General features: G+C 64.5%; 21 protein-coding genes. 6 read left to right on the forward strand and 15 right to left on the reverse strand.

The window, feature by feature from the left end; genetic code table 11:
• Nucleotides 1-12 precede the first annotated feature (12 nt).
• Nucleotides 13-966, reverse strand: a complete 954-nt coding sequence (locus ABEA18_RS03085) for a polysaccharide deacetylase family protein (protein WP_345447862.1) — start codon at nucleotides 964-966, stop codon at nucleotides 13-15.
• Nucleotides 967-977: 11 nt separating this feature from the next.
• On the reverse strand, nucleotides 978-2,507 hold the full coding sequence (locus tag ABEA18_RS03090; RefSeq protein WP_345447863.1) for a purine-cytosine permease family protein: 1,530 nt from the start codon (nucleotides 2,505-2,507) through the stop codon (nucleotides 978-980).
• Nucleotides 2,508-2,616: 109 nt separating this feature from the next.
• Between ABEA18_RS03090 and ABEA18_RS03095 the strand changes: the two genes are divergently transcribed.
• Nucleotides 2,617-4,098: a PucR family transcriptional regulator gene (locus tag ABEA18_RS03095; protein WP_345447864.1), complete on the forward strand. Its 1,482-nt coding sequence runs from the start codon at nucleotides 2,617-2,619 to the stop codon at nucleotides 4,096-4,098.
• Nucleotides 4,099-4,199: 101 nt separating this feature from the next.
• Nucleotides 4,200-4,766, forward strand: coding sequence for a dihydrofolate reductase family protein (locus ABEA18_RS03100; RefSeq protein WP_345447865.1), 567 nt, complete (start codon nucleotides 4,200-4,202; stop codon nucleotides 4,764-4,766).
• A 31-nt stretch (nucleotides 4,767-4,797) separates the two neighbouring features.
• Here the strand turns inward: ABEA18_RS03100 and purU are convergent, their stop codons facing one another.
• The 7 genes from purU to glyA are packed head-to-tail and all read right to left on the reverse strand — an operon-like array spanning nucleotide 4,798 to nucleotide 13,584.
• Nucleotides 4,798-5,697, reverse strand: coding sequence for a formyltetrahydrofolate deformylase (gene purU / locus ABEA18_RS03105; protein WP_345447866.1), 900 nt, complete (start codon nucleotides 5,695-5,697; stop codon nucleotides 4,798-4,800).
• A 2-nt stretch (nucleotides 5,698-5,699) separates the two neighbouring features.
• On the reverse strand, nucleotides 5,700-7,091 hold the full coding sequence (locus ABEA18_RS03110; protein WP_345447867.1) for an L-serine ammonia-lyase: 1,392 nt from the start codon (nucleotides 7,089-7,091) through the stop codon (nucleotides 5,700-5,702).
• On the reverse strand, nucleotides 7,091-7,726 hold the full coding sequence (locus ABEA18_RS03115) for a sarcosine oxidase subunit gamma (protein ID WP_345447868.1): 636 nt from the start codon (nucleotides 7,724-7,726) through the stop codon (nucleotides 7,091-7,093). The genes ABEA18_RS03110 and ABEA18_RS03115 overlap by 1 nt, the downstream gene beginning before the upstream one ends.
• Nucleotides 7,719-10,676 (reverse strand): FAD-dependent oxidoreductase, encoded by a 2,958-nt coding sequence (locus ABEA18_RS03120; protein ID WP_345447869.1) that lies wholly within the window; start codon nucleotides 10,674-10,676, stop codon nucleotides 7,719-7,721. Before ABEA18_RS03120 ends, ABEA18_RS03115 begins: the two co-directional genes overlap by 8 nt.
• Nucleotides 10,673-10,987, reverse strand: coding sequence for a sarcosine oxidase subunit delta (locus ABEA18_RS03125; protein WP_345447870.1), 315 nt, complete (start codon nucleotides 10,985-10,987; stop codon nucleotides 10,673-10,675). Before ABEA18_RS03125 ends, ABEA18_RS03120 begins: the two co-directional genes overlap by 4 nt.
• 24 nt (nucleotides 10,988-11,011) lie before the next feature.
• Nucleotides 11,012-12,232, reverse strand: a complete 1,221-nt coding sequence (locus ABEA18_RS03130) for a sarcosine oxidase subunit beta family protein (protein WP_345447871.1) — start codon at nucleotides 12,230-12,232, stop codon at nucleotides 11,012-11,014.
• Nucleotides 12,229-13,584 carry a serine hydroxymethyltransferase gene (glyA, locus tag ABEA18_RS03135; RefSeq protein ID WP_345447872.1) on the reverse strand — a complete coding sequence of 452 codons (1,356 nt, stop codon included), beginning with the start codon at nucleotides 13,582-13,584 and terminating at the stop codon, nucleotides 12,229-12,231. Before glyA ends, ABEA18_RS03130 begins: the two co-directional genes overlap by 4 nt.
• 154 nt (nucleotides 13,585-13,738) lie before the next feature.
• Here glyA and ABEA18_RS03140 point away from each other — a divergent pair, with 154 nt between their 5' ends.
• On the forward strand, nucleotides 13,739-14,410 hold the full coding sequence (locus ABEA18_RS03140; protein WP_345447873.1) for a GntR family transcriptional regulator: 672 nt from the start codon (nucleotides 13,739-13,741) through the stop codon (nucleotides 14,408-14,410).
• A 368-nt stretch (nucleotides 14,411-14,778) separates the two neighbouring features.
• Here the strand turns inward: ABEA18_RS03140 and ABEA18_RS03145 are convergent, their stop codons facing one another.
• Both ABEA18_RS03145 and ABEA18_RS03150 read right to left on the reverse strand, forming a co-directional pair.
• The gene (locus tag ABEA18_RS03145; RefSeq protein ID WP_345447874.1) at nucleotides 14,779-15,000 is read right to left on the reverse strand and encodes a hypothetical protein; all 222 of its coding nucleotides are present in this window, start codon (nucleotides 14,998-15,000) and stop codon (nucleotides 14,779-14,781) included.
• A 107-nt stretch (nucleotides 15,001-15,107) separates the two neighbouring features.
• Nucleotides 15,108-15,845, reverse strand: a complete 738-nt coding sequence (locus ABEA18_RS03150) for a VOC family protein (RefSeq protein WP_345447875.1) — start codon at nucleotides 15,843-15,845, stop codon at nucleotides 15,108-15,110.
• 103 nt (nucleotides 15,846-15,948) lie between these two features.
• Between ABEA18_RS03150 and ABEA18_RS03155 the strand changes: the two genes are divergently transcribed.
• Complete coding sequence (locus ABEA18_RS03155; RefSeq protein ID WP_345447876.1) at nucleotides 15,949-16,773, forward strand: IclR family transcriptional regulator; 825 nt, start codon at nucleotides 15,949-15,951, stop codon at nucleotides 16,771-16,773.
• Here ABEA18_RS03155 and ABEA18_RS03160 read toward each other — a convergent pair.
• From ABEA18_RS03160 to ABEA18_RS03175, 4 genes are read right to left on the reverse strand one after another with little or no spacing between them, the layout of a single operon-like run.
• The gene (locus tag ABEA18_RS03160; RefSeq protein ID WP_345447877.1) at nucleotides 16,770-17,411 is read right to left on the reverse strand and encodes an MBL fold metallo-hydrolase; all 642 of its coding nucleotides are present in this window, start codon (nucleotides 17,409-17,411) and stop codon (nucleotides 16,770-16,772) included. The two genes, ABEA18_RS03155 and ABEA18_RS03160, sit on opposite strands and share 4 nt — an antisense overlap.
• Nucleotides 17,408-18,496 carry an S-(hydroxymethyl)mycothiol dehydrogenase gene (locus tag ABEA18_RS03165; protein WP_345447878.1) on the reverse strand — a complete coding sequence of 363 codons (1,089 nt, stop codon included), beginning with the start codon at nucleotides 18,494-18,496 and terminating at the stop codon, nucleotides 17,408-17,410. Before ABEA18_RS03165 ends, ABEA18_RS03160 begins: the two co-directional genes overlap by 4 nt.
• 60 nt (nucleotides 18,497-18,556) lie before the next feature.
• Nucleotides 18,557-19,693 (reverse strand): aromatic ring-hydroxylating oxygenase subunit alpha, encoded by a 1,137-nt coding sequence (locus tag ABEA18_RS03170; protein ID WP_345447879.1) that lies wholly within the window; start codon nucleotides 19,691-19,693, stop codon nucleotides 18,557-18,559.
• Between the two features lie 44 nt (nucleotides 19,694-19,737).
• Nucleotides 19,738-20,934 carry an NAD(P)/FAD-dependent oxidoreductase gene (locus ABEA18_RS03175; protein WP_345447880.1) on the reverse strand — a complete coding sequence of 399 codons (1,197 nt, stop codon included), beginning with the start codon at nucleotides 20,932-20,934 and terminating at the stop codon, nucleotides 19,738-19,740.
• Nucleotides 20,935-21,167: 233 nt separating this feature from the next.
• On the opposite strand from ABEA18_RS03175, the gene ABEA18_RS03180 reads away from it, so the two are divergent.
• On the forward strand, nucleotides 21,168-21,518 hold the full coding sequence (locus ABEA18_RS03180; protein ID WP_345447881.1) for a bifunctional 3-phenylpropionate/cinnamic acid dioxygenase ferredoxin subunit: 351 nt from the start codon (nucleotides 21,168-21,170) through the stop codon (nucleotides 21,516-21,518).
• Nucleotides 21,519-21,568: 50 nt separating this feature from the next.
• Nucleotides 21,569-24,076 (forward strand): GcvT family protein, encoded by a 2,508-nt coding sequence (locus ABEA18_RS03185; protein ID WP_345447882.1) that lies wholly within the window; start codon nucleotides 21,569-21,571, stop codon nucleotides 24,074-24,076.
• Nucleotides 24,077-24,086 lie beyond the last annotated feature (10 nt).

The raw sequence follows: 24,086 nt of genomic DNA on the forward strand, positions 1-24,086 counted from the left end.
CAGGCCCTGGGCTTAGTTGGGGGCGGTTTCCAGCAAACGGGCAGGCTTGAAGCTGGCTCCTGCGCCTGGGTAGGAGGGCACCTCGATCCGGGCGTGGCTGTGGATCTCGTTGACCGTGGCCTTGGTGTGTTCGGCGATCCGCTCCAAGGTGGTCACCCACATCCCGTCCAAGGCCTTGACGCGGTCGATCAGCTGCTCCAAGGCAACGGCCTTGGATGGACGGCCGGAGATGAACGGGTGGTTGGTCAAGACGAAGCAACTGCCTTGGGCGTGGTGGGCTTCGGCTTCGAGGGTCCACATCTCCAAGACCTTGGCCGGACTCTCGATGACTCCGCTTCCGGTTACTCCCGGGTAGAACGCGTATTGTTCCCAATCGTCCAGGGCCCAATCGACCGGGATCTCCACAATGTCCCGTGAATTGCTATGCCCTGAATCACCCCGGGTAACCGCCATGCGATAGGGGGCATCGCCGTCGAGCAGGCTTGAATCGTAGAGGAAGCCACGGTCCGCGAGGAGCGCAGGCGAATGCCAGTTCAGCTCCCACCACGGCGCCCTGTAGCCGACCGGCCTGACCCCGGCTACCTTCGCGAGGGCTTCGAGCCCGCGGTCCAGATAGTTGGCCTCGGTGGCGGCGTCGATTCCCTGCATCGGTTCGTGCAAGTAGCCGTGGTGGGCGACTTCATGGCCGCCGTCGACGATCCGCCGCACCACGTCGGGGTAGCTTTCCGCCGTGAACCCCGGGATGAAGAACGTTCCCTGGATCTCTTGTCGCTCGAGGATCTTCAGGAGCCGCGGAACCGCGACCCTCGGGCCGTAGGACTGGTGGCTCATGAGCGACATGCGCCTGGTGCTTGTGGGATCGTGCGCAATGGTGCACGATTCGGCGTCGACGTCGAACGTGAACGACGCCGCCGCCTTGAAGTTTTCGGGCCACGTGATCAGGTGTGCCTCGTCAGGAAAAGTCATCGGGGTTCCTTTCAGTCGTTGACCAGATTGGCGACGGCGTCTTCCGCAAGGTGCTGCGACGTCGCGGTTGCGGAGGAAACTGCGGCTGCGGACGGCAGCGGAAGGTATCGGGCATGAACCCGTGGGCCCAGTGCGCCGTAAACTGCCGCGGCAACGAGCCCGCCTGCCAGCCAGGACAAGTCGATCCCGCCCATGGCCGTGGCAATGGGGCCCTGCATGATCGGCAGGACGCCGTACATGAACAGCCACGTGGCAAAGATGCCCACCAAGAGCGCGGTGATCCCGGCCCAGTTGACTGCCGGGAGCCGACGGGTGCCCACGGGGTCGAAGAGTCGATCGACTGCCACGGGGCTACGCTTGTCCACCCAGAAGTAGTGCACCAGCATGATGCCTCCCCACGCGGCTACCCACGCCACGAGGCCGCCGAGCCACGTGCTCAATGTGGACGCGAAATCCTCCTGCAGGATGAAGAACACGACGCCGACCAGGGCCAGGAGCCCGACAAAGAGATTCAAGGAACGACGCTTGGCTTTGATGTCCAATGCCTGCGCGGCCACCGAAAAGGTATAGATATTCAGGATGTTCGTCGCGATGGGACCGTGTAGCACCAGGAACAGGACCGGGATGGCCAGGACGCCGAAGTTGTCGACGATGAGGTGGCCGGGATCGGCCGTGCCGCTCTTCGTTGCCAGGCTGGCGCCGAGGATGCCGAGCCACACTACCGGGAGGAACTGGCCGAATACCGAGGCCAAGTAGACCTTGTGCTTAGGGACGGACTTGCTGACGAAACGTGAATAGTCCGCCGCGTAGGTGAACCAGGTGATGCCCCAGCCGATGCCGATGACCGTCATCACGGTGGTCATGGCCGCGATCCGCGCGCCGCCTTCAAGGACAGCACCGGGAGGGCCCGCGTAGCCCCAGTCGATGTTCATGCCGAACCAGGCCACGGCGGACATGGCGATCAGCACCACGATGGTGGGCGGGACGGTCCACTTTTCAAAAGCCGCGATGGCCTTGTAGCCGAACCAGGCGATGGTGACCTGGGCGGACATGATCAGGAGAGCCACCAGGATCTTGGGGCCTACGTTGGGCTGCTCCGGATCGACCATGCCGAGCTTGCCAAGAAGCGCCATCACGAGGTCCAGGATGATCCAGGTGTTGACGGCGCACCAACCGATTCCGAGCAGTGCCTGGATGGCGCTCGGAAGGTAGTTGCCGCGGCGGCCGAAGACGGCCCGGGCCAGGACCATGCCGGTGGCACCAGTCCGTTGCCCCAGGAGGACAAACAGGCCAAAGAGTGCCATACCGATCAGGTTTCCCACCACGAGGACAGTGACGGTATCGGCAAAGCCCAGTCCGAGCTGGACGCCGAGGGCCCCAAGGACCCAGTTGATGGGGGCAAGGTTCGCGCCTGCCCAGATCCAGAATTGGCCCGCTACGCTGCGGGTACGCGCTGATTCGGGAATGGACTGCAGGTTCTGTTCGACGTCGGTCTGCGCCGTTGCAGCCCCAGGCGTCGCAGTGGATAAGTTCTCGTGCATTGGGGGGATCCTCCGTGTAGGAAAGGGACTACTCCAATGTATGTGCCCCAGATCACAGCAACAAGATACGATGTGTACGATAGTCCCCCGAAATTAGTTACGGAGTGTCATGTCCCTATTCCTTGCCGACGCCTTCGAACACGAGAGCCTGAGAGCCGCTGAACCAGTCCTGCGGACGGATGTGCCTGGGGCACTGTCCCGGCAGCTCCGCTGGGTCCACTCGAGCGAAGTGCTGGACATCGCTCCGCTGCTGCGGGGCGGCGAGCTGCTTCTGAGCGGCGGGCAGGCTCTCGCCACTGCTTCGGACGAGCGGCGGGTGGACTACGTCCGCCAATTGGCGGCCCGCGGCATCACCGCTTTGGCCATCGAGACTGGCCCCGAGCTGCCCGCTATACCGGAGTCCATGCTCGACGCCGGCCAGGAGGCCGGGCTTCCCATCATCGAGTTGTGCAAAGTGGCTCCCTTCGTCGGCATCATGCAAGCCATCAACTCGCTGCTGGTCAGCGAGTCGGTGGCGCAATTGCAATTCGGCGACGAAACGAGCCATGCCATGGCGGCGGAACTCGCGCACGGAGGCGGACTGGATCAGCTCCTTGCCGTGCTGGCCAGCCGCACGGGCGCCGGCGCGAGGCTCGTCTCGCCGTCGGGCATCACTTTGGGAAGCGCGACGGCGGCTGTGCAGCCCGAGTCCTGCACCGTCACGACAGTCGATGTGCCCGTCCGCGGCGTGCTGGCCGCCCGCCTGGAGTTGGAAGTGCCCGACGACGGCGACGCCAACCTTGCGCGGGTGGCCGGGGAGCGGTGCGTCGATATCCTCGGCCTGGCGTTGCTGCAACGCATGCCACCCGGGCTCAAGGAACTTGCGGGAATCGAGCTCATGCGGGCCATCAGTTCGGGCACCCAGTCATGGCGGCTCCAGCAATTGGGGCCGGCCTCAGGATTTCCCGCCAGCGGTCCGGTCGCCGCCGTCGTGGTGCGTTCCTCGGCCGCTGGACAGCTTCGGACACGGCTCGACAGCATCCTGGACCACGCGGTTCCGCAAAGTGCAAGCTACGCGGACAACGCCGAGTTGATCGCCTTGGCCGCTCTCCCCCACGCCACGGCAGTGGCTTCGCGCATTGCGCTCATCCAGGCGCTTGGGGCCTTGGAGGTCCCCGACGGCTCGGTCATAGCCGTCGGTCCACTGGCGCAGGGAATCGGCGAGGCGCCATGGTCGCTGGCAGAGGCGCGCCGGACGCTTGAGCTCTTCCCGGGGTCGGAAACCCGGAACGGTGTGGTCGATGCCGAGGACTTCGCGGTCGAGCGCCTGGCGGAAGCAAGCCTCGACGCGGCCGTCCGCGAGGGATTCGTGCGGCGGCAGCTCGGCGCCGTCGTCGAGCATGACGAGCAGCGGCGCTCGGAGCTGATGCGGACGTTGGCGGTGTGGCTGGATTCCGGGTGCAACACCGCTCAGGCGGCACGCGAACTGCACTTGGAAAGGCAGTCGATGCACCACCGGCTCCAGCGGATTTTCGAGTTGTGCGGCGGGGATCCCCGGGGTACGGGCCGGCTGGCCGCCCTTCACTTGGCAACCCGCCTGGCCCGGCTTTAGCTTGCCAGCCCGATCATGCCCTGTTCGGCTTGATCCCGGGGTGCTTCACTGGAAGTTACGACGGCGGCCGTGTCGCCTTTCGCCGCACGGGAGGTACTCGAATGCGCAAGATCATCCTGATGATGTCGGTCTCTTTGGATGGATTCTTCGAGACGATCGACCGGGACATCAGCTGGGGCCTCGTCGACGACGAACTCCTCGGCTTCTTGAACGGGGAGTTCCGAGGGATGGGGGCCTTCATGTTCGGGCGCATTACCTACGATGTGATGGCCGATTACTGGAACACGGCCGCGCCGGATCCGGACGTCTCGGCGCCCATGTTCGAGTTCGCCGGGATCTGGCGCGAGATGCCTAAGTTCGTGTTTTCGCGGGCCCGCACACAGGCAGGCTCGAACACCACGGTGATTCACGACGTCGTGCCTGAACAGATCGCGGAACTGAAGGCGCAACCCGGCGGCGACATCGTCCTGAGCGGCGCCAATCTGGCTTCCGCGTTAATGCGGCACGGCTTGGTCGACGAATTCCGAATTCGCGTAAATCCCGTGGTCCTGGGGCGGGGCCGGCCGCTGTTCGAGGACCCTGGTGTCCGGATGGACCTCAGGCTCGAGGGGACGCACACCTTCAGCAATGGCGTGGTTTTGCTCCGCTACTCACGAAGCAGCGCCTGAACGGCCCACCGTTGGGTGGGCCGTTCGAGCACTACTTGAGCACCACGGTCCTGCTGCCTTGCAGGATCACGCGCCCTTCGCAGTGCCAGCGGACAGCGTTGCTGAGTGCTTTGCACTCGGTGTCGCGACCGGCCGCCACCAGGTCGTCCGGACCGAAGGTGTGGTCCACTTCCACCACTTGCTGGGCGATGATCGGCCCCTCGTCCAATTCGCCGTTGACGTAGTGCGCGGTGGCACCCACGGTCTTGACGCCCCGCGCGTAGGCCTGGTGGTACGGCTTGGCCCCTTTGAAGCTGGGGAGGAACGAATGGTGGATGTTGATGGCCCGGCCATCGAGCTTGCGGGCAAGATCGTCGCTGAGGACCTGCATGTAGCGGGCCAGGACCACGAGTTCGACATCCAGGCGATCGATGAGGTCAAGGAGTTGGCCCTCTGCCGCCGTCTTAGTGTCCGGGGTGACCGGCACGTGGAAGAACGGAATGCCGTGCCATTCGACCGTGCGCCTGTGGTCCGGGTGGTTGGAGACTACCCCGACGATGTCGATGGGAAGTTCCCCGATGCGCGCCCGGAACAGGAGGTCGTTGAGGCAGTGCTCGAACTTCGAGACCATGATCAACACCCGCCGCTTGGCACCGTGGCGTTGCAGCTGCCAGCGCATGCCGAACTTTTCGGCGACAGGAGCGAAGGATTCCCGCAGCGAGTCGATGGTCGACTGATCCCCATCCGATGCGAAGTGGATCCGCATGAAGAAATGGTGATCCAGTTGGGAGTCGAATTGCTTATTGTCGATGATGTCGCAGCCGTGTTCCAGGAGGAAACCGGAGACAGCGTGCACGATCCCCCGCGTTTCCGGGCAATCGAGCGTGAGGACATGCTCAACGGTGGTAGCCGGCAGCGCCGAACTAACGGATTCATTCTGTGTGACAGTCATGGCTAGCACTCCACTACGTTGACGGCGAGGCCTCCGCGGGAGGTCTCCTTGTACTTGCTTTTCATGTCCGCTCCTGTCTCTCGCATGGTTTTGATGGCTTTATCAAGGGACACTTTGTGGCTGCCGTCGCCGTGCAGTGCAAGGCGGGCAGCGTTGATGGCCTTCACGCTGGCGATGGCGTTGCGTTCGATGCACGGAATCTGCACCAGCCCGCCCACGGGATCGCAGGTGAGGCCGAGGTTGTGCTCAATACCCACTTCGGCGGCATTCTCCACTTGCTCGGGAGTACCCCCAAGGACTTCGCACAGACCGGCGGCAGCCATGGAACAGGCAGAGCCCACCTCACCCTGGCAACCGACTTCGGCGCCTGAAATGGATGCGTTGATCTTGAACAGGATCCCGACGGCGGCCGCCGCGAGCAGGAAGCGGACCACTCCGTCGTCGTCGGCTCCCTGCACGAATTTCGTGTAGTAGTGCAGCACCGCCGGCACAATGCCGGCCGCACCGTTGGTGGGTGCCGTGACGATGCGGCCGCCCGCGGCGTTTTCCTCGTTCACGGCCAGCGCGAACAGGTTCACCCATTCCATGGCGAGCAGCGGGTCTGCCGAGCTTGAACCCTGCAGACCGGCGTCGGTTGCCTTGAGCGTCTTGAACAACGACGGCGCCCGGCGCCGCACGTTCAAGCCTCCCGGCAGGATTCCTTCCGCGGCGCAGCCGTTGTCCACGCATTCGCGCATGACGGCCCAGATCTGCAGCAGGCGCTCGCGAAGTTCGGCTTCGCTGCGCCACACGAGCTCGTTGGCGAGCATGACATCGGAAATGGACATGTCCTCCCGTGCGCAGATCGCCAGGAGCTCGTCCGCGGAGGTGAAGGGATAGGGCAGCACTGTGTTGTCGGCGACGACTTTGTCGCTCCCAGACGCATCGCCGTCCACCACGAAGCCGCCGCCGATCGAGTAGTAGCTGCGTTCGCGTAGCACTTCCCCGGTGTGGTCCAGGGCCCGGAAAGTCATGCCGTTGGGGTGGGCGGGCAAGGATTTGCGTCGGTGCAGGACCACGTCTTCGTCCCAATTGAAGTCCACGCGGTGGTGTCCGGCGATCCGCAATTCGGCGTCGAGGGCTGCGGCGGCTACCTGGTCGTCGGCGGTGGACGTGTCCACCGTTTCCGGCGCCTGGCCTTGGAGCCCAAGTACTACGGCTTTGTCCGAGCCGTGGCCGCGGCCGGTGGCGCCCAGCGAGCCGAAAAGCTCTGCCTGGACGCGCACCGTTGCCGCGAGTTGCCCGGAGGATTCCAGGCCGTCGGTGAACTGCTTTGCCGCCCGCATCGGGCCGACCGTGTGCGACGACGACGGCCCGATGCCAATGGAAAACAGGTCAAGCACACTCAGTGCCATCAGGGAACCTCGGGAGAAGCGAATTCCCTCATGCCGTCAAGCAGCCAGCGGCCCAGGAACTCGGCGAACGAAGCCCGTGGGAAGATCCGGAAGCTGTCCTCGCCGGTCTTCAACAGCATCGCCGGGATGTTGCCGATTTCCGTGGCCAGGGCCGTCCCTGTGCGGAAGGCGCGGGGGTGCAGGTCCAGCGAGCAGCCCTTTTCAAGGACGTCCCGGGCACGGACGCCGGACAGCTCGAACGTGGTGCGGTTGGCGGACAAGTCCACCACCTGGCCCGGGTCGTCGCCCAGGGCCTCCACCAGTGCACGGACCAGGTCTCCGCCCAGGGAATCGTGGGCAGATTCCGGTGCGACCACCAGGAATTCGTCCGGCCCAAGCCAGAGGGTGGTGACCCTCTCATCCCCGCTGATCTCACCGCACGCGGCCGGCAGTCCGCTGGTCACGGACGCGAGGCGGGCTCCGGCGTCGGACGCCCGGTCAACCCGGACGCCCACCATGGTCTGGAACGGGATCTCCTTCAACGCCACGATTCCAGGCATGGAACCGGACTCAAAGGTCGGTGCAAGGTGCGACGCCGGGCTGCGGCGTGCCGCACGGAGCGTCTCGGGGTTTGCGGGTGTTGCTGTTTCAGCCATCTTTACGGGTCCCTTCAGCGTCGAAAAGTACGGTTTCTCCCACAACGACGTCCAGCAACTGGTCGCCGACGGCGGCCACCAGGGTCTCGCCGATCCGGTTGCGGCCGTTGGTGATCAGTGCCAGGCCGAAGGACCGGCCCAGAGCGGCACTGTGGTAGCTCGAGGTCACGAAGCCCTGCATCGGCACGGGGCCGTATGCCGGGTTGACCGGGATTCCCTTTTCCACGAGCTGGGTGCCTTCCGGAAGACGGAACGAACCGTCCGCCGGCAGTACGCTGACCAAGTGCTTGCGGTCCGTGCGGACCGCGTCCTCGCGGCTGTAGGAACGCTTGCCGATGAAGTCCTTGGCCTTGGAAACGATCCACTCCATCCCGGCGTCCTGCGGGGTGACCGTGCCGTCCGTGTCCTGCCCGACGATCGGGTAGCCCTTCTCGGCACGAAGCACGTGCATAGTCTCGGTGCCGTAGGGGGTGATGTTGAACTCGGCCCCTGCCGCAGCAACGGCTTCCCAGGTGTTGAGCCCGTACCAGGACGGAACATTGATTTCGTAGGCGAGCTCACCCGAGAACGAAATCCGGCAAACCCGTGCCTGGACTCCGGACGCCAGCGTGGTCTCGCGGAACGTCATGAACGGGAACGCTTCGGCGTCCAACCCGCCGTCGGCCGCCAGTTGCGGGGCGACCTTGGCGATCACGGCGCGGGACTTGGGTCCGACGACGGCAATCGTCGTCCACTGTTCAGTCACCGAAGTGCACACCACGTCCAGCTCCGGCCACTCGGTCTGGTGCCATTCCTCGAGCCAGTCGAGGACCTTCGCGGCGCCGCCGGTGGTGGTGGTCATGAAGTAGCGGCCCTCGTCGAGGCGCAAGGTCACGCCGTCGTCGAAGATCATGCCGTCCGGGGTGCACATGACCCCGTAGCGGGCGGAACCCGGGGCGAGCTTCTTGAATGCGTTGGTGTAGATGCGGTTCAGGAACTCGCCGGCATCCTTGCCACGGATCTCGATCTTGCCGAGGGTGGTGGCGTCCATGAAGCCCACGGATTCCCGCACAGCGGCGCACTCGCGAAGCACGGCAGCGTCCATATCCTCGCCCGCTTGCGGGTAGTACCACGGGCGCTTCCACTGCCCGACGTCCTCGAAGAGCGCTCCCCGGGAAACATGCCAGGGGTGGATCGAGGTGACGCGGGCGGGATCGAAGAGCTCGCCGCGCTGGCGTCCGGCCAACGCCGCGAAGGCCACCGGCGTGAAAGGAGCCCGGTAGGTCGTGGTTCCGATGTCGCCGATACTGCGGCTGCCTCCGGCGACGGCTTCGCCGGCTTGCTTGAGTGCCGCGGCGATCACGCCGATGGCGTTGACGCCCGACGTCTTGCCTTGGTCGTTGGCGGTGCTGATGGAGGTGTACCGCTTGATGTGTTCCACCGAGCGCATGCCGGCCCCGGTGGAACGAAGCACGTCGGCCACGGACTGGTCGCGCTGGAAGTCGACGAAGTGGTGGTGCCACTCCGCCGCGTTTCCGCTCTGGCCCGGCACCAGCCACAACTGGCGGGTGGGGGCGGAGGCTTTCGGCGCCTTGATTTCGGTGGGCACCGCCTGGGAGCTGAACCCCGCGGCGATGGCGGCCGCGGCACCCGCGGATACGCCTTCGCCGAGGCAATCCCCCAGTTCGTAGCTTCCGCGGCCTGAGCCGACAACCTGCTGATCCCTGACCACGGAGCTCGGCACGAAGCCGGCCAGCTCGTCGTCCCAACGCAACTTGCCTTGGCGCTGGCTGTGGAGGTGGACCACAGGACTCCAGCCGCCGGAAACCGCCAGCAGATCGCAAGCAATCCGTTCGACGCCGGAGGTGACTTCGCCGTCGTCGTTGAGGCTGCGGATGGTGACGCCGTCGATCCGGCCGTTTTCCCCCGCGCCGGAGGTATCGGCGACGGCGCTGCCGACGAGGACGCGGATGCCGCTTTCGACGGCGGCTGCGGCCTTGTCGCTGAGCTTCGGACGGGCGTCGACGACGGCGGCGACCTTGACACCGGCAGCGAGCAGATCCGCGGCTAGCAGGTAGGCCGAATCGTTGGTGGTGCCGATGACGACCCTCCGCCCGGCAGCGACTGCGTAGCGGTTGAGGTAGCTCCGGACCGCCGAGGCCAGCATGATGCCGGGACGGTCGTTGTTCTCGAAGACGAGCGGACGCTCGTGTGCGCCGGGGGCGAGGACTACCTGCTTGGCACGGATGTGCCAAATACGCTGGCGGGAGACGCCGTCCGCGGCCGGGCTGCCGAGGTGGTCCGTACGGTTCTGTGCCGCGATCACATAGTTCGCGTCATAGGAGCCGAACGCCGTGGTGCGGTTGAGGACGGTGCATTCGGCGGCGGAGACGAGCTCGGCCTCAACGTCGGCGATCCATTCCAGGGCTGGCTTGCCTTCGATCGTCTCGGCGAGTTCCGGGGCGGTGGAGGCGGAAAGCAGCGAGCCGCCGAGTTCGGGCTGGTCGTCGATCAGGATGACCCGGGCGCCGGTGCGGACGGCTTCACGGGCTGCCGCGAGGCCGGAAACGCCGCCGCCAACCACCAGGACGTCGGTGTGGACGTATTTCTTGTCGTACTCGGCACGGTCCTCGTTGGGATCGAGCTTGCCAAGGCCGTTCAGGAACTCAACGCTGAGCCCGTCCACGAGGGACACGGTGGTCGCGGGAAGCATCGACTCGGCGACATGGCCGGGGAAGCGGGCAGCTACCTTGACCAGGGCGTTGGATTCTTCCACGCCGGCGGACATGATGCCGCGGGCCCGATGCTCATAGAGCGAGTTGCCGACGTTGATGCGGCCGCTGGCCAGCAATGCTGAAGCAACGGTGTCTCCGGGGTGCCCGGTGTATTCCTGGCCGTCCACGGTGAACCGCCAGGAGATGCTGCGGTCGATGCGGCCGCCGGTGGCGAGGCGGGCGTTCTGCGGGATCACTTCGTGGCTCCTTCCGGAGTGGTGGCTGCTGCGGTGTTCACATCGGGGCGCGGTTCGCCCATTTTGTAGATGGCCTGGATGTCGTAGCTGACGGTGTCGCGGAGCATGTTGAACCATTGGCGGCAACCGGTGCTGTGCACCCAGCGTTCGGCGAAGGCGCCTTTCGTGTTGTCGCGGTAGAACAAGTACTCGGCCCACTGGCGGTCCGTCAGCGCGTCCGGGTTTTCCGGGTAGGCAACGTGGGCCTGGCCGCCGTAGTGGAATTCGGTTTCGTCTCGTGGCCCGCAATTGGGGCAGCTGATGAGCAGCATGGTTGGTCTCCTAAAGGGCTGCGGCTAGTGGGCGACGGCGGCGGCGCCGTGTTCGTCGATTAGGGCACCGGTCTCGAAGCGTTCCAGCGCAAAAGGCTTGTTGAGCTCGTGAGGAGTACCCGTGGCGATGGTGTGGGCGAACGTCAGGCCGGCAGCGGGCGTGCCCTTGAAGCCACCCGTTCCCCAGCCACAGTTGACGAACATGTTCTCCACCGGCGAGAGCCCGACGATCGGCGAGGCATCCATGGTGGTGTCCACGATTCCGCCCCAGGTCCGGAGCACGTGGGCCCGGGCGAAGATCGGGAAGAGTTCGACGGCGGCGGCCATCTGGTGCTCGATCACGTGGAAGGAGCCGCGCTGGCCATAGCCGTTGTAGGAGTCCACGCCGGCGCCCATGACCAGTTCGCCCTTGTGTGCCTGGGAAACGTAGACGTGCACGTGGTTGGACATGACCACCGTGGGGTGGACGGGCTCATGCAGTTCGGACACCAACGCCTGGAGGGGATGCGACTGGATCGGGAGGCGGAAGCCGGCCATTTCGGCGAGGACCGAGCTGTGGCCGGCCGCGGCGAGGCCAACTTTTTCGGTGTGGATGGTTCCTTGGTTGGTCTTGACGCCCACCACGCGGTTGCCGTCCTTGAGGAAGCCCGTCACTTCGCAGTTCTGGATGATGTCCACGCCCAGTTCGTCGCACTTTCGGGCGAAGGCCCAGGCGACGTGGTCGTGCTTAGCGATGCCGGCCCGGGGTTGGTACGTGGCGCCCATGACCGGGTAGCGGATGTTGTCGCTGATGTTCAGGATGGGACAGAGTTCCTTGACTTGCTGCGGGTCCAGCCATTCGGCGTCGACCCCATTGAGCTTGTTCGCGCCGACCCGGCGGACGCTTTCGCGGACGTCGCCCAGGGTGTGGGCCAGGTTCATGACGCCTCGCTGGCTGAAGAGGAAATCGTATTCAAGTTCCTCAGGCAGGATCTCCCAAAGCTTCAAGGCGTGCTCGTAGATGGCAGCGCTCTCGTCCCAGAGGTAGTTGGAACGGATGATCGTCGTGTTTCGGGCCATGTTGCCGCCGGCCAGCCAGCCTTTTTCCAAGACGGCGATGTTGGTCATTCCGTGGTTCTTGGCCAGGAAGTATGCGGTGGCGAGGCCGTGGCCGCCACCGCCCACGATCACGGCGTCGTAGGAAGCCTTCGGCTCCGGGTTACGCCACAGGAAATCCGGGTGTTCGGGGAGTTGGTCTGCGCTCACTGGGCTGCTCCAATCATTTCTGCCTCAAGTTCGGTCGCAGCGGCATCGTTGCCGCTGCCGCTCTGGGAAAGATGCGCGTAAAGCGGGAATTGTTCGGCGAGCGCGGTAACCCTCGCACGGAGTTCGACGGCGGTGTGGTCACCTAGAGTGCCGTCGCTCGCTGCGGCGATCAACGCCGTCGCGATGATGTCCGCGACCTCCGCGAATTCCTTGGCGCCGAAGCCGCGGGCGGCTAGTGCCGGAGTGCCGATCCGGAGTCCGGAGGAAACCATCGGGGGACGCGGGTCGAACGGGACGGCGTTGCGGTTCACGGTGATACCGATGCGGTGCAAGGTGTCCTCGGCTTGCTGTCCGTCCAGTTCCGAGTGGCGCAGGTCAACGAGGACCAGGTGGACGTCGGTGCCTCCATTGACCACCGAGATCCCTGCTGCGGCCACGTCTTCCTTCAAGAGCCGTTCGGCAAGGAGCTTGGCGCCTTCCAGCACCCGCACCTGGCGTTCCTGGAATTCGGGCTCTGCTGCCATCTTGAACGCGACCGCTTTGGCCGCGATCACGTGCTCCAGTGGGCCGCCCTGCTGGCCGGGGAAGACTGCGCTGTTGATCTTGCGCGCGTATTGTTCCTTCGACAGGATCACTCCGCCGCGCGGACCCCCGAGGGTCTTGTGGGTCGTGGTGGTCACGACGTCGGCATACGGGACCGGGTTGGGGTGCAGTCCCGCGGCGACGAGGCCGGCGAAGTGGGCCATGTCCACCATGAGGTAGGCACCCACGAGGTCGGCGATGCGGCGGAACTCGGCGAAATCCAAGTGGCGGGAGTAGGCGGACCAACCGGCAACGATCAGCTTCGGGCGGTGTTCCAGGGCCAGGGCTTCGACTTCTGCCATATCCACCCGAAGGTCGGATTCGCTGACGTGGTACGGGATGACGTTGTACAGCTTGCCGGAGAAGTTGATGCGCATGCCGTGGGTCAGGTGGCCGCCGTGTGCGAGGTCGAGGCCCATGATGGTGTCCCCCGGCTCGAGGAGCGCGAACATGGCTGCGGCATTGGCCTGGGCGCCGGAGTGCGGCTGGACATTTGCGGCTTCGGCGCCGAAGAGAGCCTTGACGCGGTCGATCGCCAGCTGCTCGATGACGTCCACGTGCTCGCAGCCGCCATAGTAGCGCTTGCCCGGGTAGCCTTCCGCGTACTTGTTGGTCAGGACCGAGCCCTGTGCCTGCATGACGGCTGCAGGGGCGAAGTTTTCGGAGGCGATCATTTCCAGCGTGGACTGCTGGCGGATGAGTTCCTGGGCGATCGCCTGTTCAACCTCCGGGTCCGCCTGGGCGAGCGGACGGATCAGCGGTTCAACCATCGTGTTCTCCTTTTGAGATACTTATATTTACTGACTAATCAGCAACTGATATATTAGAACTGTTGCCATAGTATGTTGGAGATCACACAAACGTCAACAGTCCGGCAGCAACTGATCCGCCAGACTTGGAATTGTGGCAAACGGGAGAGGGCACATGAGCACTGCACTGGAAGCACTAGATACAGGCACGCAGGGAACGTCCCTGGCGGAAAACGCCTATCTGCTCCTGCGCGACCGGCTCATCATGCTGGACATCAAACCCGGCGACCCCATCAACGACGGTCAGATTGCCGCGGAGCTCGGTATCGGACGTACACCCGTGCGCGAGGCCATCAAGCGGCTCGAAAGCGACCACCTCGTGGTGTCGTATCCCCGCCGCGGTACCTTCGCCACCGGTGTCGACATCACCCAATTGGCGGATGTGTCCGAAATCCGGGAACTGCTTGAGCCCTTGGCCTCACGGCGCGCTGCCCGCATGGCCAGCCCCAAGCTGCGGGAGGAACTGCGCGAGGTCGCGGCAGCCATAAGCGGCCTGGAAGCGCACGACGCCGGGCAGCAGGAACTCATGCGCTACGACATCCAGGTGCACCGGCTCATCTACAAGGCCGCGGCCAACCCGCACCTCGAGGACGTGCTGATCCGCTACGACAACCTGGCAACACGCATCTGGTGCCACATGCTGGACAAGGTGCCTTCAGTGACGGGCCACGTCGCAGAGCACGCTGAGTTGCTCACCGCAATCGCCGACGGCGATGAGGACAGGGCGGCTGCACTCGCCCTGCACCACGTGGTGAGTTTCGAAGAAACGATCCGCAAGGTGCTCTAGGTTCGAGGACCTCAGGCGTCATCTCTTCCAGTGCCTAGGCCACTTCACGTTCAACAGCAGCAATCCCAGCAAGAGCGAGTCAACTGCGATTATTCCCGACATGAAGTAAGCCCAACCGATGATCATGGCTCGATCACCGCCAGCCGGCGGCCCGAGGTGCGCGGTTGCATCAGAACACACATACCAATCTCCTGACCCGGATCCCCCAGTCAATCGATAGTCCACCAAGTGTGGCACGACGGCGCCCAAGAAGGAACGGCCCAGGCGATCCACGCCGCCCAGCACCGAAGGAATTAACAACGACGGCGACGTGTCCTTTCCGGGGCGTGTCGCCGTCGTGCGCGCCTGAGAGCATTGAACAGCGGGAGCTACACTTTCGAGACCTCGCCGCTGTGGGGGCCAATTGTTCCTGTCTGCAGGCTCAGGAGCGTCAAGAGGATGACCATTCCGAGCAGCACGACGGCCGTGGCCATGGTGACGGTGCGGTTCCGACTCGGCGTTTCTCCGGCTGCAAGAAAGAGGGCAGATCCTGACAGGACAGCAGAGATAGCTGTGAACGGATAGTTTGTGATGGCCCGCGTGGTTGACATGGTTGCTACCCCATGGTTCATTGCGAAGGCAGTCAGCGCGGGGGACGATGCGTTGCTGCGCAATCGCATCAGGCCAAAAGAAACGCGTGTCAGCTGTCTTAGATCCGTCAGCCCGGGGTGAGGACGCAGAATTCGTTGCCCTCCGTGTCGGCGAGGCACACCCATGGCACATCGCCCTGGCCGACGTCGGCGTCCGTGGCGCCCAGGGCCCGCAGCCGGGCCACCTCTGCCGCTTGATCATCGCCGCGGTACGGCCTCAGGTCGAGATGGACCCGGCCACACGCGGCATTCGCGGCGGGTGTCCGGACGAACTCCAGATACGGCCCGACGCCCTTGGCCGAACGCAGCCGCGCAAGATCGTCGCTTACCTCGTGCAGGGTCCAGTCCATCGCCCCGCTCCAGAACCGGGCCATGGCCCGCGGATCCGCACAATTGACCACCACCGCGGCGATCGGGCCGGTGTCCCGGTAGATCGGCCGGGGCTCCAGCACGCAGAACAGGTTGCCCTCCGGATCGGCCAGGACCGTCCATGGCACATCGCCCTGGCCAATGTCGGCGGGCGTCGCGCCGAGCTTCAACAGGCGCGCCACAAGCTCCGCTTGATGGGCCTCAGAGGTGGTGGCGAGGTCGAGGTGGGCGCGGTACCTCACCGTTTCGGGATCGGGGACGGTGACGACATCGACGCAGACGGCAACGGGGTCCGGCCCGATGAAGCCGACGGGTTCAACATTGCTCACACCGGGTCCTTCGCTGGAAATATCCCAGCCAAGGACCTCCCCCCAAAACCTGCCGAGAGCCGAGTCATCCCGGGCCTTGAAATTCACTTGAACAAGTCGCAGTGCCATATCGCCCGATCCTATATCCAGGCAGGCGAGACAGACCGAAGTACCCCAAGACACGCTGTCCGGAGAGGCCACTCATTTGACCGCGTTTGAGACGATGAACCACATGGACGCTGATGCAAGCATTGCCAACGACCCCGATACCGATCCCGCCGCCGCGCAGCACGCCGGGGTGCAGTCCGTGGACCGGGCCATCACCGTGCTCGAAATCATCGCCCGCAACGGAGCTGCCGGCGTGAGTGAGATCGCGGAGGAAATGGGCGTCCACAAGTCAACGGCGTCGCGGCTGCTGAGCGCCCTGGACGCCCGTGGCATGGTGCAGCAGAATCACGAGCGCGGAAAGTACCAACTCGGTTTCAACATCCTGCGCTTGGCCAGTGCCATTCCGGCCCGACTCAGCTTGGTGAAGGAAGCCCGGGAAGATCTCGAAGCCCTGGCGGAGAAGTTCGCGGAGACTGCCAACCTGGCCGTGCTGCGGTCAAATTTCGCGGTCAATGTGGATCAGGCCATCGGCCCCAACACGCTTGGCACGCAGGACTGGATCGGTGGGCTCACCCCGCTCCACGCGACGTCCAGCGGCAAGGTCATGCTTGCAGCGCTGCCGCCTGCGACGCGTGACCGCGTTCTCAGGGAATCCGGCCAGGCGCGATACACGCCTCAAACCATCACCGACCGGGACGAGCTGGAGCGGCAAATGCCGGTCATCGCGGAGGCCGGGTACGCCGTCACGTATGAAGAACTCGAACGCGGACTCAACGCCGTCGCCGTTCCGGTCCGCAACCACAGCGGCACGGTGATCGGAGCTATCAGCCTTTCCGGGCCGGCCTTCCGTTTTGAGCCGGAAAAAATACCCGGCCTGCTCGATGCGCTCAAGCAAGCCGGGTATTCAATCAGCGTCAAGATGGGTTACACCGCAGCCAGCGGCGCCTAAACGCCGTCGACCTGGCGATCGAGCGCTGCCTGGGCGAGGTTGTCCCCCTCGGCTTTGATGGTGGTGTCCCCGCCATGACCGGTCCGGACCACGGTTTCCGCGGGAAGCGTCAGGAGGCGTTCCCGGATCGAGGCCAGGATGGTCGGGTGGTCGCTGAACGACCTGCCCGTCGCCCCTGGACCGCCGTTGAAGAGGGTGTCGCCCGTGAACACCGTGCCTTCGCTTTCCAGGTAGAAGCACGTGGAACCCGGTGAGTGGCCCGGCGTGTGGATGGCTTGCAGGGCCGTGCCCGCCACTTCGAAGACGTCGCCGTCTGCAATGTAACGGTCCGGCGCGGCATCCGGGTACACCTTCTCCCACAGAACCATGTCCGCCGGGTGCAGGTGGATCGGGGCGTTCACGGCCTTCGCCACCTCGAGCACTGCTCCGATGTGGTCATTGTGCGCATGGGTGAGCAGGATGGCCCGTACCTTCCGGCCACGGACTTGGTCAATGATCGCCGACGCGTCGTGCGGGCAGTCGATGACGACGCATTCGTCGTCGTTGCCGACGATCCAGACGTTGTTGTCCACGTCCCACGTGCCGCCGTCGAGCGAAAACGTGCCCGAGGTGATGAGGTTTTCAATGACGACGCTCATGCGATTTCCACCACCGAACGGAGCACTTTGCCCTCGTGCATCTTGGCGAAAGCCTCTTCCACCTGGTCGATCGTGATCCGTTCCGACACGAACGCGTCCAGGTCAAGGTTCCCCTGCTTGTAGTGCGCCACGAGCATCGGGAAGTCGCGGGAGGGCAGGCAGTCCCCGTACCAGGAGGACTTCAGCGAACCGCCCCGGCCGAAGACATCCAGCAGGGGCAGTTCCAGCAACATGCCCGGCGTCGGGACGCCCACCAGCACCACGCGGCCGGCGAGGTCGCGCGCGTAGAAGGCCTGCTTGAAGGTCTCGGGGCGTCCGACGGCGTCGATCACCACATCGGCACCGTTGGCGCCGGTCAGTGACCGGATGGCCTCGACGGGGTCTTCCTGGCTGGAGTTGATCCCGTGCGTGGCTCCCAGGGACTTGGCCATCTCAATTTTGTTGGCGTCGATGTCCACGGCGATGATCGTGGTGGCGCCGGCGAGCTTTGCCCCGGCAATGGCGGCGATGCCGACGCCGCCGCAGCCGATCACGGCCACCGACTCGCCCCGCTTGACCTCACCGGTGTTGATGGCGGCGCCGATGCCTGCCATCACACCGCAGCCGAGCAGCCCGACCGCGGCGGGATCGACGTCGTCGTCCACTTTGGTGCATTGCCCGGCGGCCACGAGGGTCTTCTCGGCGAAGGCGCCGATCCCCAGGGCCGGGGTCAGTTCCGTGCCGTCCTCCAAGGTCATCTTCTGGGTGGCATTGTGCGTGTTGAAGCAGTACTGCGGCTGGCCCTTGGCACACGCCCGGCATTCCCCGCACACGGCACGCCAGTTCAGGATGACCCGGTCCCCGGGCGCCACTTCGGTGACGTCCGGCCCGACGGCGCTGACCACACCTGTGGCCTCGTGGCCGAGCAGGATGGGGAAATCATCGGTGATGCCGCCCTGCTTGTAATGCAGGTCGGTGTGGCAAACGCCGCAAGTGAGGATGTCCACCAGCGCCTCGCCCGGACCGGGGTCCGGCACCAGGATGGTCTCCACGGAGGCTGGAGCGTTCTTTTCCTTGGCGATGACCGCCCGTACTTTGTAAACCATTAGTTGGTGTTCCTTTTCCTAAGTTCGCGGTAGCTCGTCACAAGACACACATTCTTCAGGCTAGCTGTCGGAGGGTACGTCGGCGATCTTGTTGGTGACCCAGCTGTGGAACGCCTCGATGTGGTGCTCGCTTGGTACCAGGACGCCGCCCTTGGCGTAGATCTTGGAACCCATGGCTGGCTGGCAGCGTTCGCAGGCGTCGAAGTCCTGCTCGTTGACCCGGTGGAAGAGCTCTACCGATGCGCTCACGTCCTTGCCGGATTCCACCACGCTGGGAAGGTACAGCCAGTCGCATTCGACGATCGTGCGGTCGGCGGCCACCGGGAACATGCGGTGGATGATGACATGGTCCGGAACCAGGTTGACGAAGACATTCGGCTTGATGGTCACTGCGTAATACCGGCGGTCCTGGTCATCGCCCACTCCGGGAATTCGATCCAGGCCTTCGGAACCGTCAATCGTGAAACCCTTGATGTCGTCACCGAACTCGGCGCCGTGGCCCACAAAATACTGTGCCGCCAGACCGTCGGCGAACTCGGGCAGGACTTCGGTGAGTTCGGGGTGGATCGTGGCGCAGTGGTAGCACTCCATGAAGTTTTCGATGATGAGCTTCCAGTTGGCCTTGACGTCGTACTTGATGCGCCGGCCAAGGCTCAGGTTCGCGATGTCATAGTCGTCAACAGCCCGCAGGTCCCCGAGGCGTTCCTCGATCGCCCCCATGACGTCTTCCTCGAAGGACGGCGGCTCATCCGCGAGGCAGACCCAGACGTAGCCCATGTATTCGCGGACATGGACCTTGACCAGTCCGTATTCGTTGCGATCGATATCCGGCATCTTGGTGAGGTTCGGGGCCGCGATGAGCTTTCCCTCAAGATCGTAGGTCCAGGCGTGGTACGGGCACTGGAACGAGCGGTTGGCCTCGCCGGACTCCTCCATGCACAGCTTCACGCCGCGGTGCCGGCAGATGTTGTAGAACGCGCGGATTTCCCCCTTGCGGGTGCGGTTGATGAGTACGCTCTCGCGGCCTATCTGCACCGTTTTGAACGAGCCGGCCTTCTCCAGGTCCGCCGTCCGCACTGCGCAGAACCACATTTGTTCGAAGATGTGGTCCTGCTCGGCGCGGAAGATGTCTTCACTGACATAAGTGTGGCCGGGGAGAGTGGGGATCAGGCTGGGGGAAACAACTTCAGTGGTCATGCTGACTCCTATTCAGTGATGAAAGCGGTGGGGCTTGAGGGTGTCTAAGGGGTTGCCAGGACGGGCGGGGCGTTGCGGGCGTTGAGTTGCCGGCGCCAGCGGGTGAACAGTCGCGGCTGGTTCACACCCAGAACGCCCACCGGTTCCTCGCCCCGGTAGTACACGGCCAGGAAGCTGTGGTTCTCGAGCTGTCCCGCCTCGATCTCGACGCGCTCCGCGTCACGCGCATGACCGACGAACTGGAGCGTCACTCCGTACTGGTCAGACCAGAAGTACGGCAGGTTGAGCGGTTGAGGTGCGGCTGAGTGATCCAAGAGCCCGGTCACGGCAAGGGCGGCACGTTCCTGGGCGCCGCTCCAATGCTCCACGAGGTGGTGGCGCCCGACGCGTTCGTCGAACCAGGCCGCACAGTCACCCACGGCAACCACACCGGGGACATTGGTCCGGCCCATCGAATCGCACGTGACGCCGTCGTCGATCGCCAAGCCCGAACCGGCCAGCCACCCGACGTTGGGGACCGCGCCGATTCCAAGGAGTACGACGTCGGCGGAGCGGTACTGTCCGTCGCTGAGCCGGACACCGGTCACATTTCCTTCGTAGCTGTAATACGAGTCGATTCCCGCGTCACAAATCAGCTCCACTCCGTTGATCCCGTGGAGCGTCGCCATGACGGCAGCCATCTCCGGACCGAGCGGAGCGCTAAGCGGCACTTCGCTCTTGCAGACAATGGTTACGTCCATTCCCAGACCCTTGGCTGTCGATGCGACTTCCGCTCCGATAAAGCCGGCACCCACAACCAACAGGCGGCTGCCGGCAACGAGCTCCGGAGCCAGATCCTGCGCATCCTGAAGTGTCCGCAGCGTAAACACATTGGACAGGCCCGCTAGTTCGGGCAGTGTGCGGGCCGAAGCTCCCGTGGCAATGACGACGCCGTCCGCCACCACAGTGCGTCCATCGCCTAGCGTGATGGTCCTGGTGGCGGCATCAAAGCTTCGTGCCGGCGAGCCCAGCAGCCAATCGGCCTGGAGCGGGTCGTCTGCTCCCGCCTCCTCGGCTTCCAACATGACGTGCTTAATACCAATCTTTCCTGCCAGGAACTCCTTGGACAGGGGCGGGCGGTCATACGGCCGCTGTTGTTCATCGCCAATGATGAGCAACCGGCCGGAAAAACCCTGCGCCCGGGCAGCGCGGGCGGCGGAAAGACCCGCCAATGATGCACCCACGATCGCCAATGTCTCCATGGCTTCCTCCTCGCAGAGCCGTTGGAAAGCATATTGCGCAATACGCAACAAACCTCATTATGCGAAAAAGCGTGACCGACTTCACATCGCGTGTCAAGGAATCCGCGCAAGAAATTAAACCCCTTGACAAGGCACTGTGAGGTCAATCACTCTGTTGCGTATTGTGATCAGCGTTGATTATGAGACAACCGCCCCGCAGGTTTCGGTCAGCCCGGTGAAAGAAGGTTCATGAGATGCACAGTGCTTGCCCGCTTAGCTCGTTGGCTCCGGGGGACGCGATTCGACTTGAGACGTCTCCGCCCATTGCCGTTTTTCACACCGAAGAGGGCGAACTCTTCGCCCTTGACGACACCTGCACCCACCAAGACGCCTCACTTGCCGATGGCTGGGTAGAGGACTGCTGGGTCGAGTGCCCCCTTCATGCTTCAAAGTTCAACCTCCGCACGGGAGCCGCCGACGCGCCTCCCGCGAAATTGCCCATCAGGGTCCACGAAGTCCTGGTAGTGGACGGCCAGATCATGGTCAAAGAATCCGAAGACGCACCCAACCTCCCACCCGGGTTGACCGTCGACGGCCACGCCTAGCTTCCGGCGAGCCCCGAACTTCCATACGACTTACCTCAGGAGCAACACGCATGTCCACAACACCCCGCGTCGTCATCATCGGAGCCGGCATTGTCGGCTCCAATCTTGCGGATGAGCTGTCCACCCGCGGCTGGACCAACATCACCGTGGTCGAGCAGGGACCGTTGACGTTGGCGGGTGGCTCAACCTCGCACGCCCCCGGCCTCGTGTTCCAGACCAACGCCTCCAAGGCCATGACCGAATTCGCGTCCTACACCGTGGACAAGCTGCTCTCACTCAGCGATTCCGGCGTCTCCTGCTTCAACCAGGTGGGCGGTCTCGAGGTGGCCACCACGCCAGGGCGCCTGGAGGACCTCAAGCGCAAGCTGGGCTACGCGGCGTCGTGGGGTATCGAAGGCCGCCTCATCGATCCGGACGAGTGCGCCAAGCACTACCCGCTGCTCGATCAGGAAAAGGTACTTGGAGGTCTCTACGTCCCCTCCGACGGCCTGGCTTCCGCGGCCCGCACGGTAAGCCTGCTCATCGCCAAGGCGAGCGCGGCAGGCGTCACGTTCCGCGGTTCCACTCCCGTCACCGGCATTGAACAGAGAGGCGGTAAAGTCACCGGGGTCGAAACGCCCGACGGTGTGATCCCGGCAGACATCGTGATTTCCTGCGCCGGGTTCTGGGGACCGCGGGTCGGGGCCATGGTGGGCATGTCCGTGCCGCTCCTCCCCCTCGCCCACCAGTACGTCAAGACCACCTCCGTGCCTGAGCTCGTGGGCCGGAACGATGCCTCGCGGCTGCTTGACCCCGGCAACGGCGCCTGGATGCCCATCCTCCGCCACCAGGACAAGGACCTCTATTACCGCGAGCATGGGGACCGGATAGGCATCGGCTCCTACGCCCACAAGCCCATGCCCGTGGACCTCCGGGAGCTGCCCGAGGTTGCCGCCGCTGACATGTCCGAGCACCGCATGCCGTCCCGCCTGGCGTTCACCGAGGAGGACTTCCTGCCGAGTTGGGAGGACTCCAAGGAACTCCTTCCTGCACTCGCCGGCGCCCGGATTGCCGATGGCTTCAACGGGATCTTCTCGTTCACCCCCGACGGCGGTCCCCTCGTCGGCGAGTCCAAGGACGTTGAAGGGTTCTTCGTTGCCGAGGCCGTCTGGGTGACGCACTCCGCCGGCGTGGCCAGGGCAGTGGCCGAGCTCTTGATCGAGGGCCAGTCCCGTACGCCGCTCCACGAATGCGAAGTCTCCCGCTTTGAAGAGATCCAGACTGCGGAGAGCTATGTCAGCGAAACCTCCCAGCAGAACTTCGTGGAGATCTACGATGTCCTGCACCCGCTGCAGCCGCGCGTCTCCCCTCGCGAACTGCGCGTGAGCCCGTTCAATGCGCGGCAGAAGGAGCTCGGGGCGTTCTTCCTCGAAGCCCAGGGTTGGGAGCGCCCGCACTGGTTCGAGGCCAACCGCGGCCTGCTGGAGGTGCTCCCGGAAGAATGGCGCGCACCGGAACGCGAACCGTGGGCCGCGATGTTCCACTCCCCCATTTCCGCGGCCGAAGCGTGGAAGACGCGCACCGCCGTCGCGCTCTATGACATGACGCCGCTCAAGCGGCTGGAGGTTTCCGGTCCGGGCGCCGAAGCCCTCTTGCAGCGCCTCAGCGCCGGGAAGGTCGACAAGAAGCCGGGTGCGGTGACGTACTGCCTGCTCCTCAACGGCGACGGCGGCATCCGCAGCGACATCACGGTGGCACGGCTGGATGAGACGACGTTCCAGGTGGGCGCGAACGGCAACATCGACTTCGCCTACCTCACCACCGAAGCCCGCAAACAGACCGCTAAGGACGTCACCCAGTGGGTCCAGGTCAGGGATACCACTGGATCCACGTGTTGCGTGGGACTTTGGGGGCCGCTCGCCCGCGAGGTCATCGCCAAGGTGAGCGATGACGATTTCAGCAATGACGGATTGAAGTACTTCCGCACCAAGAAGGTCCGAATCGGCGGGATCCCTGTCACCGCGATGCGGCTGTCCTACGTGGGCGAGTTGGGCTGGGAGCTGTACACGACGGCGGAAAACGGCCAAAGGCTCTGGGACCTGCTGTTCGAGGCCGGCCAGGAGCAGGGCATCATCGCCGCCGGCCGCGGCGCGTTCAACAGCCTCCGCCTCGAGAAGGGCTACCGGCTATGGGGTACCGACGTGACCCCGGAACACGAGCCCTTCCAGGCCGGCCTTGGCTTCTCCGTCGGCAAGGACAAGGAAGGATACGTCGGCGCCGAGGCCCTCAAAGCCCGCCGTGAACTGCCCGTCAACCGACGCCTGCGTTGCCTGACCGTCGACGACGGCACGTCCGTCGTGTTGGGCAAGGAACCTGTCTATTACCGGGGAGAGCCTTCCGGCTACGTCACAAGCGCCGCCTACGGCTACACCGTCCGCAAGCCCATCGCCTACGCTTGGCTGCCCGCCGAGGCGGGCGAGGGTGACGCCGTCGAGATCGAATACTTCGGCAAGCGGATCCCGGCCACCATCTCCCCCGATCCCCTCGTGGATCCAACCATGGAAAAGCTACGGGGCTGACGCCCCTCCT

It is taken from the genome of Arthrobacter gyeryongensis, assembly GCF_039543785.1.
In the GTDB taxonomy this organism is placed as follows: Bacteria; Actinomycetota; Actinomycetes; order Actinomycetales; family Micrococcaceae; genus Arthrobacter; species Arthrobacter gyeryongensis.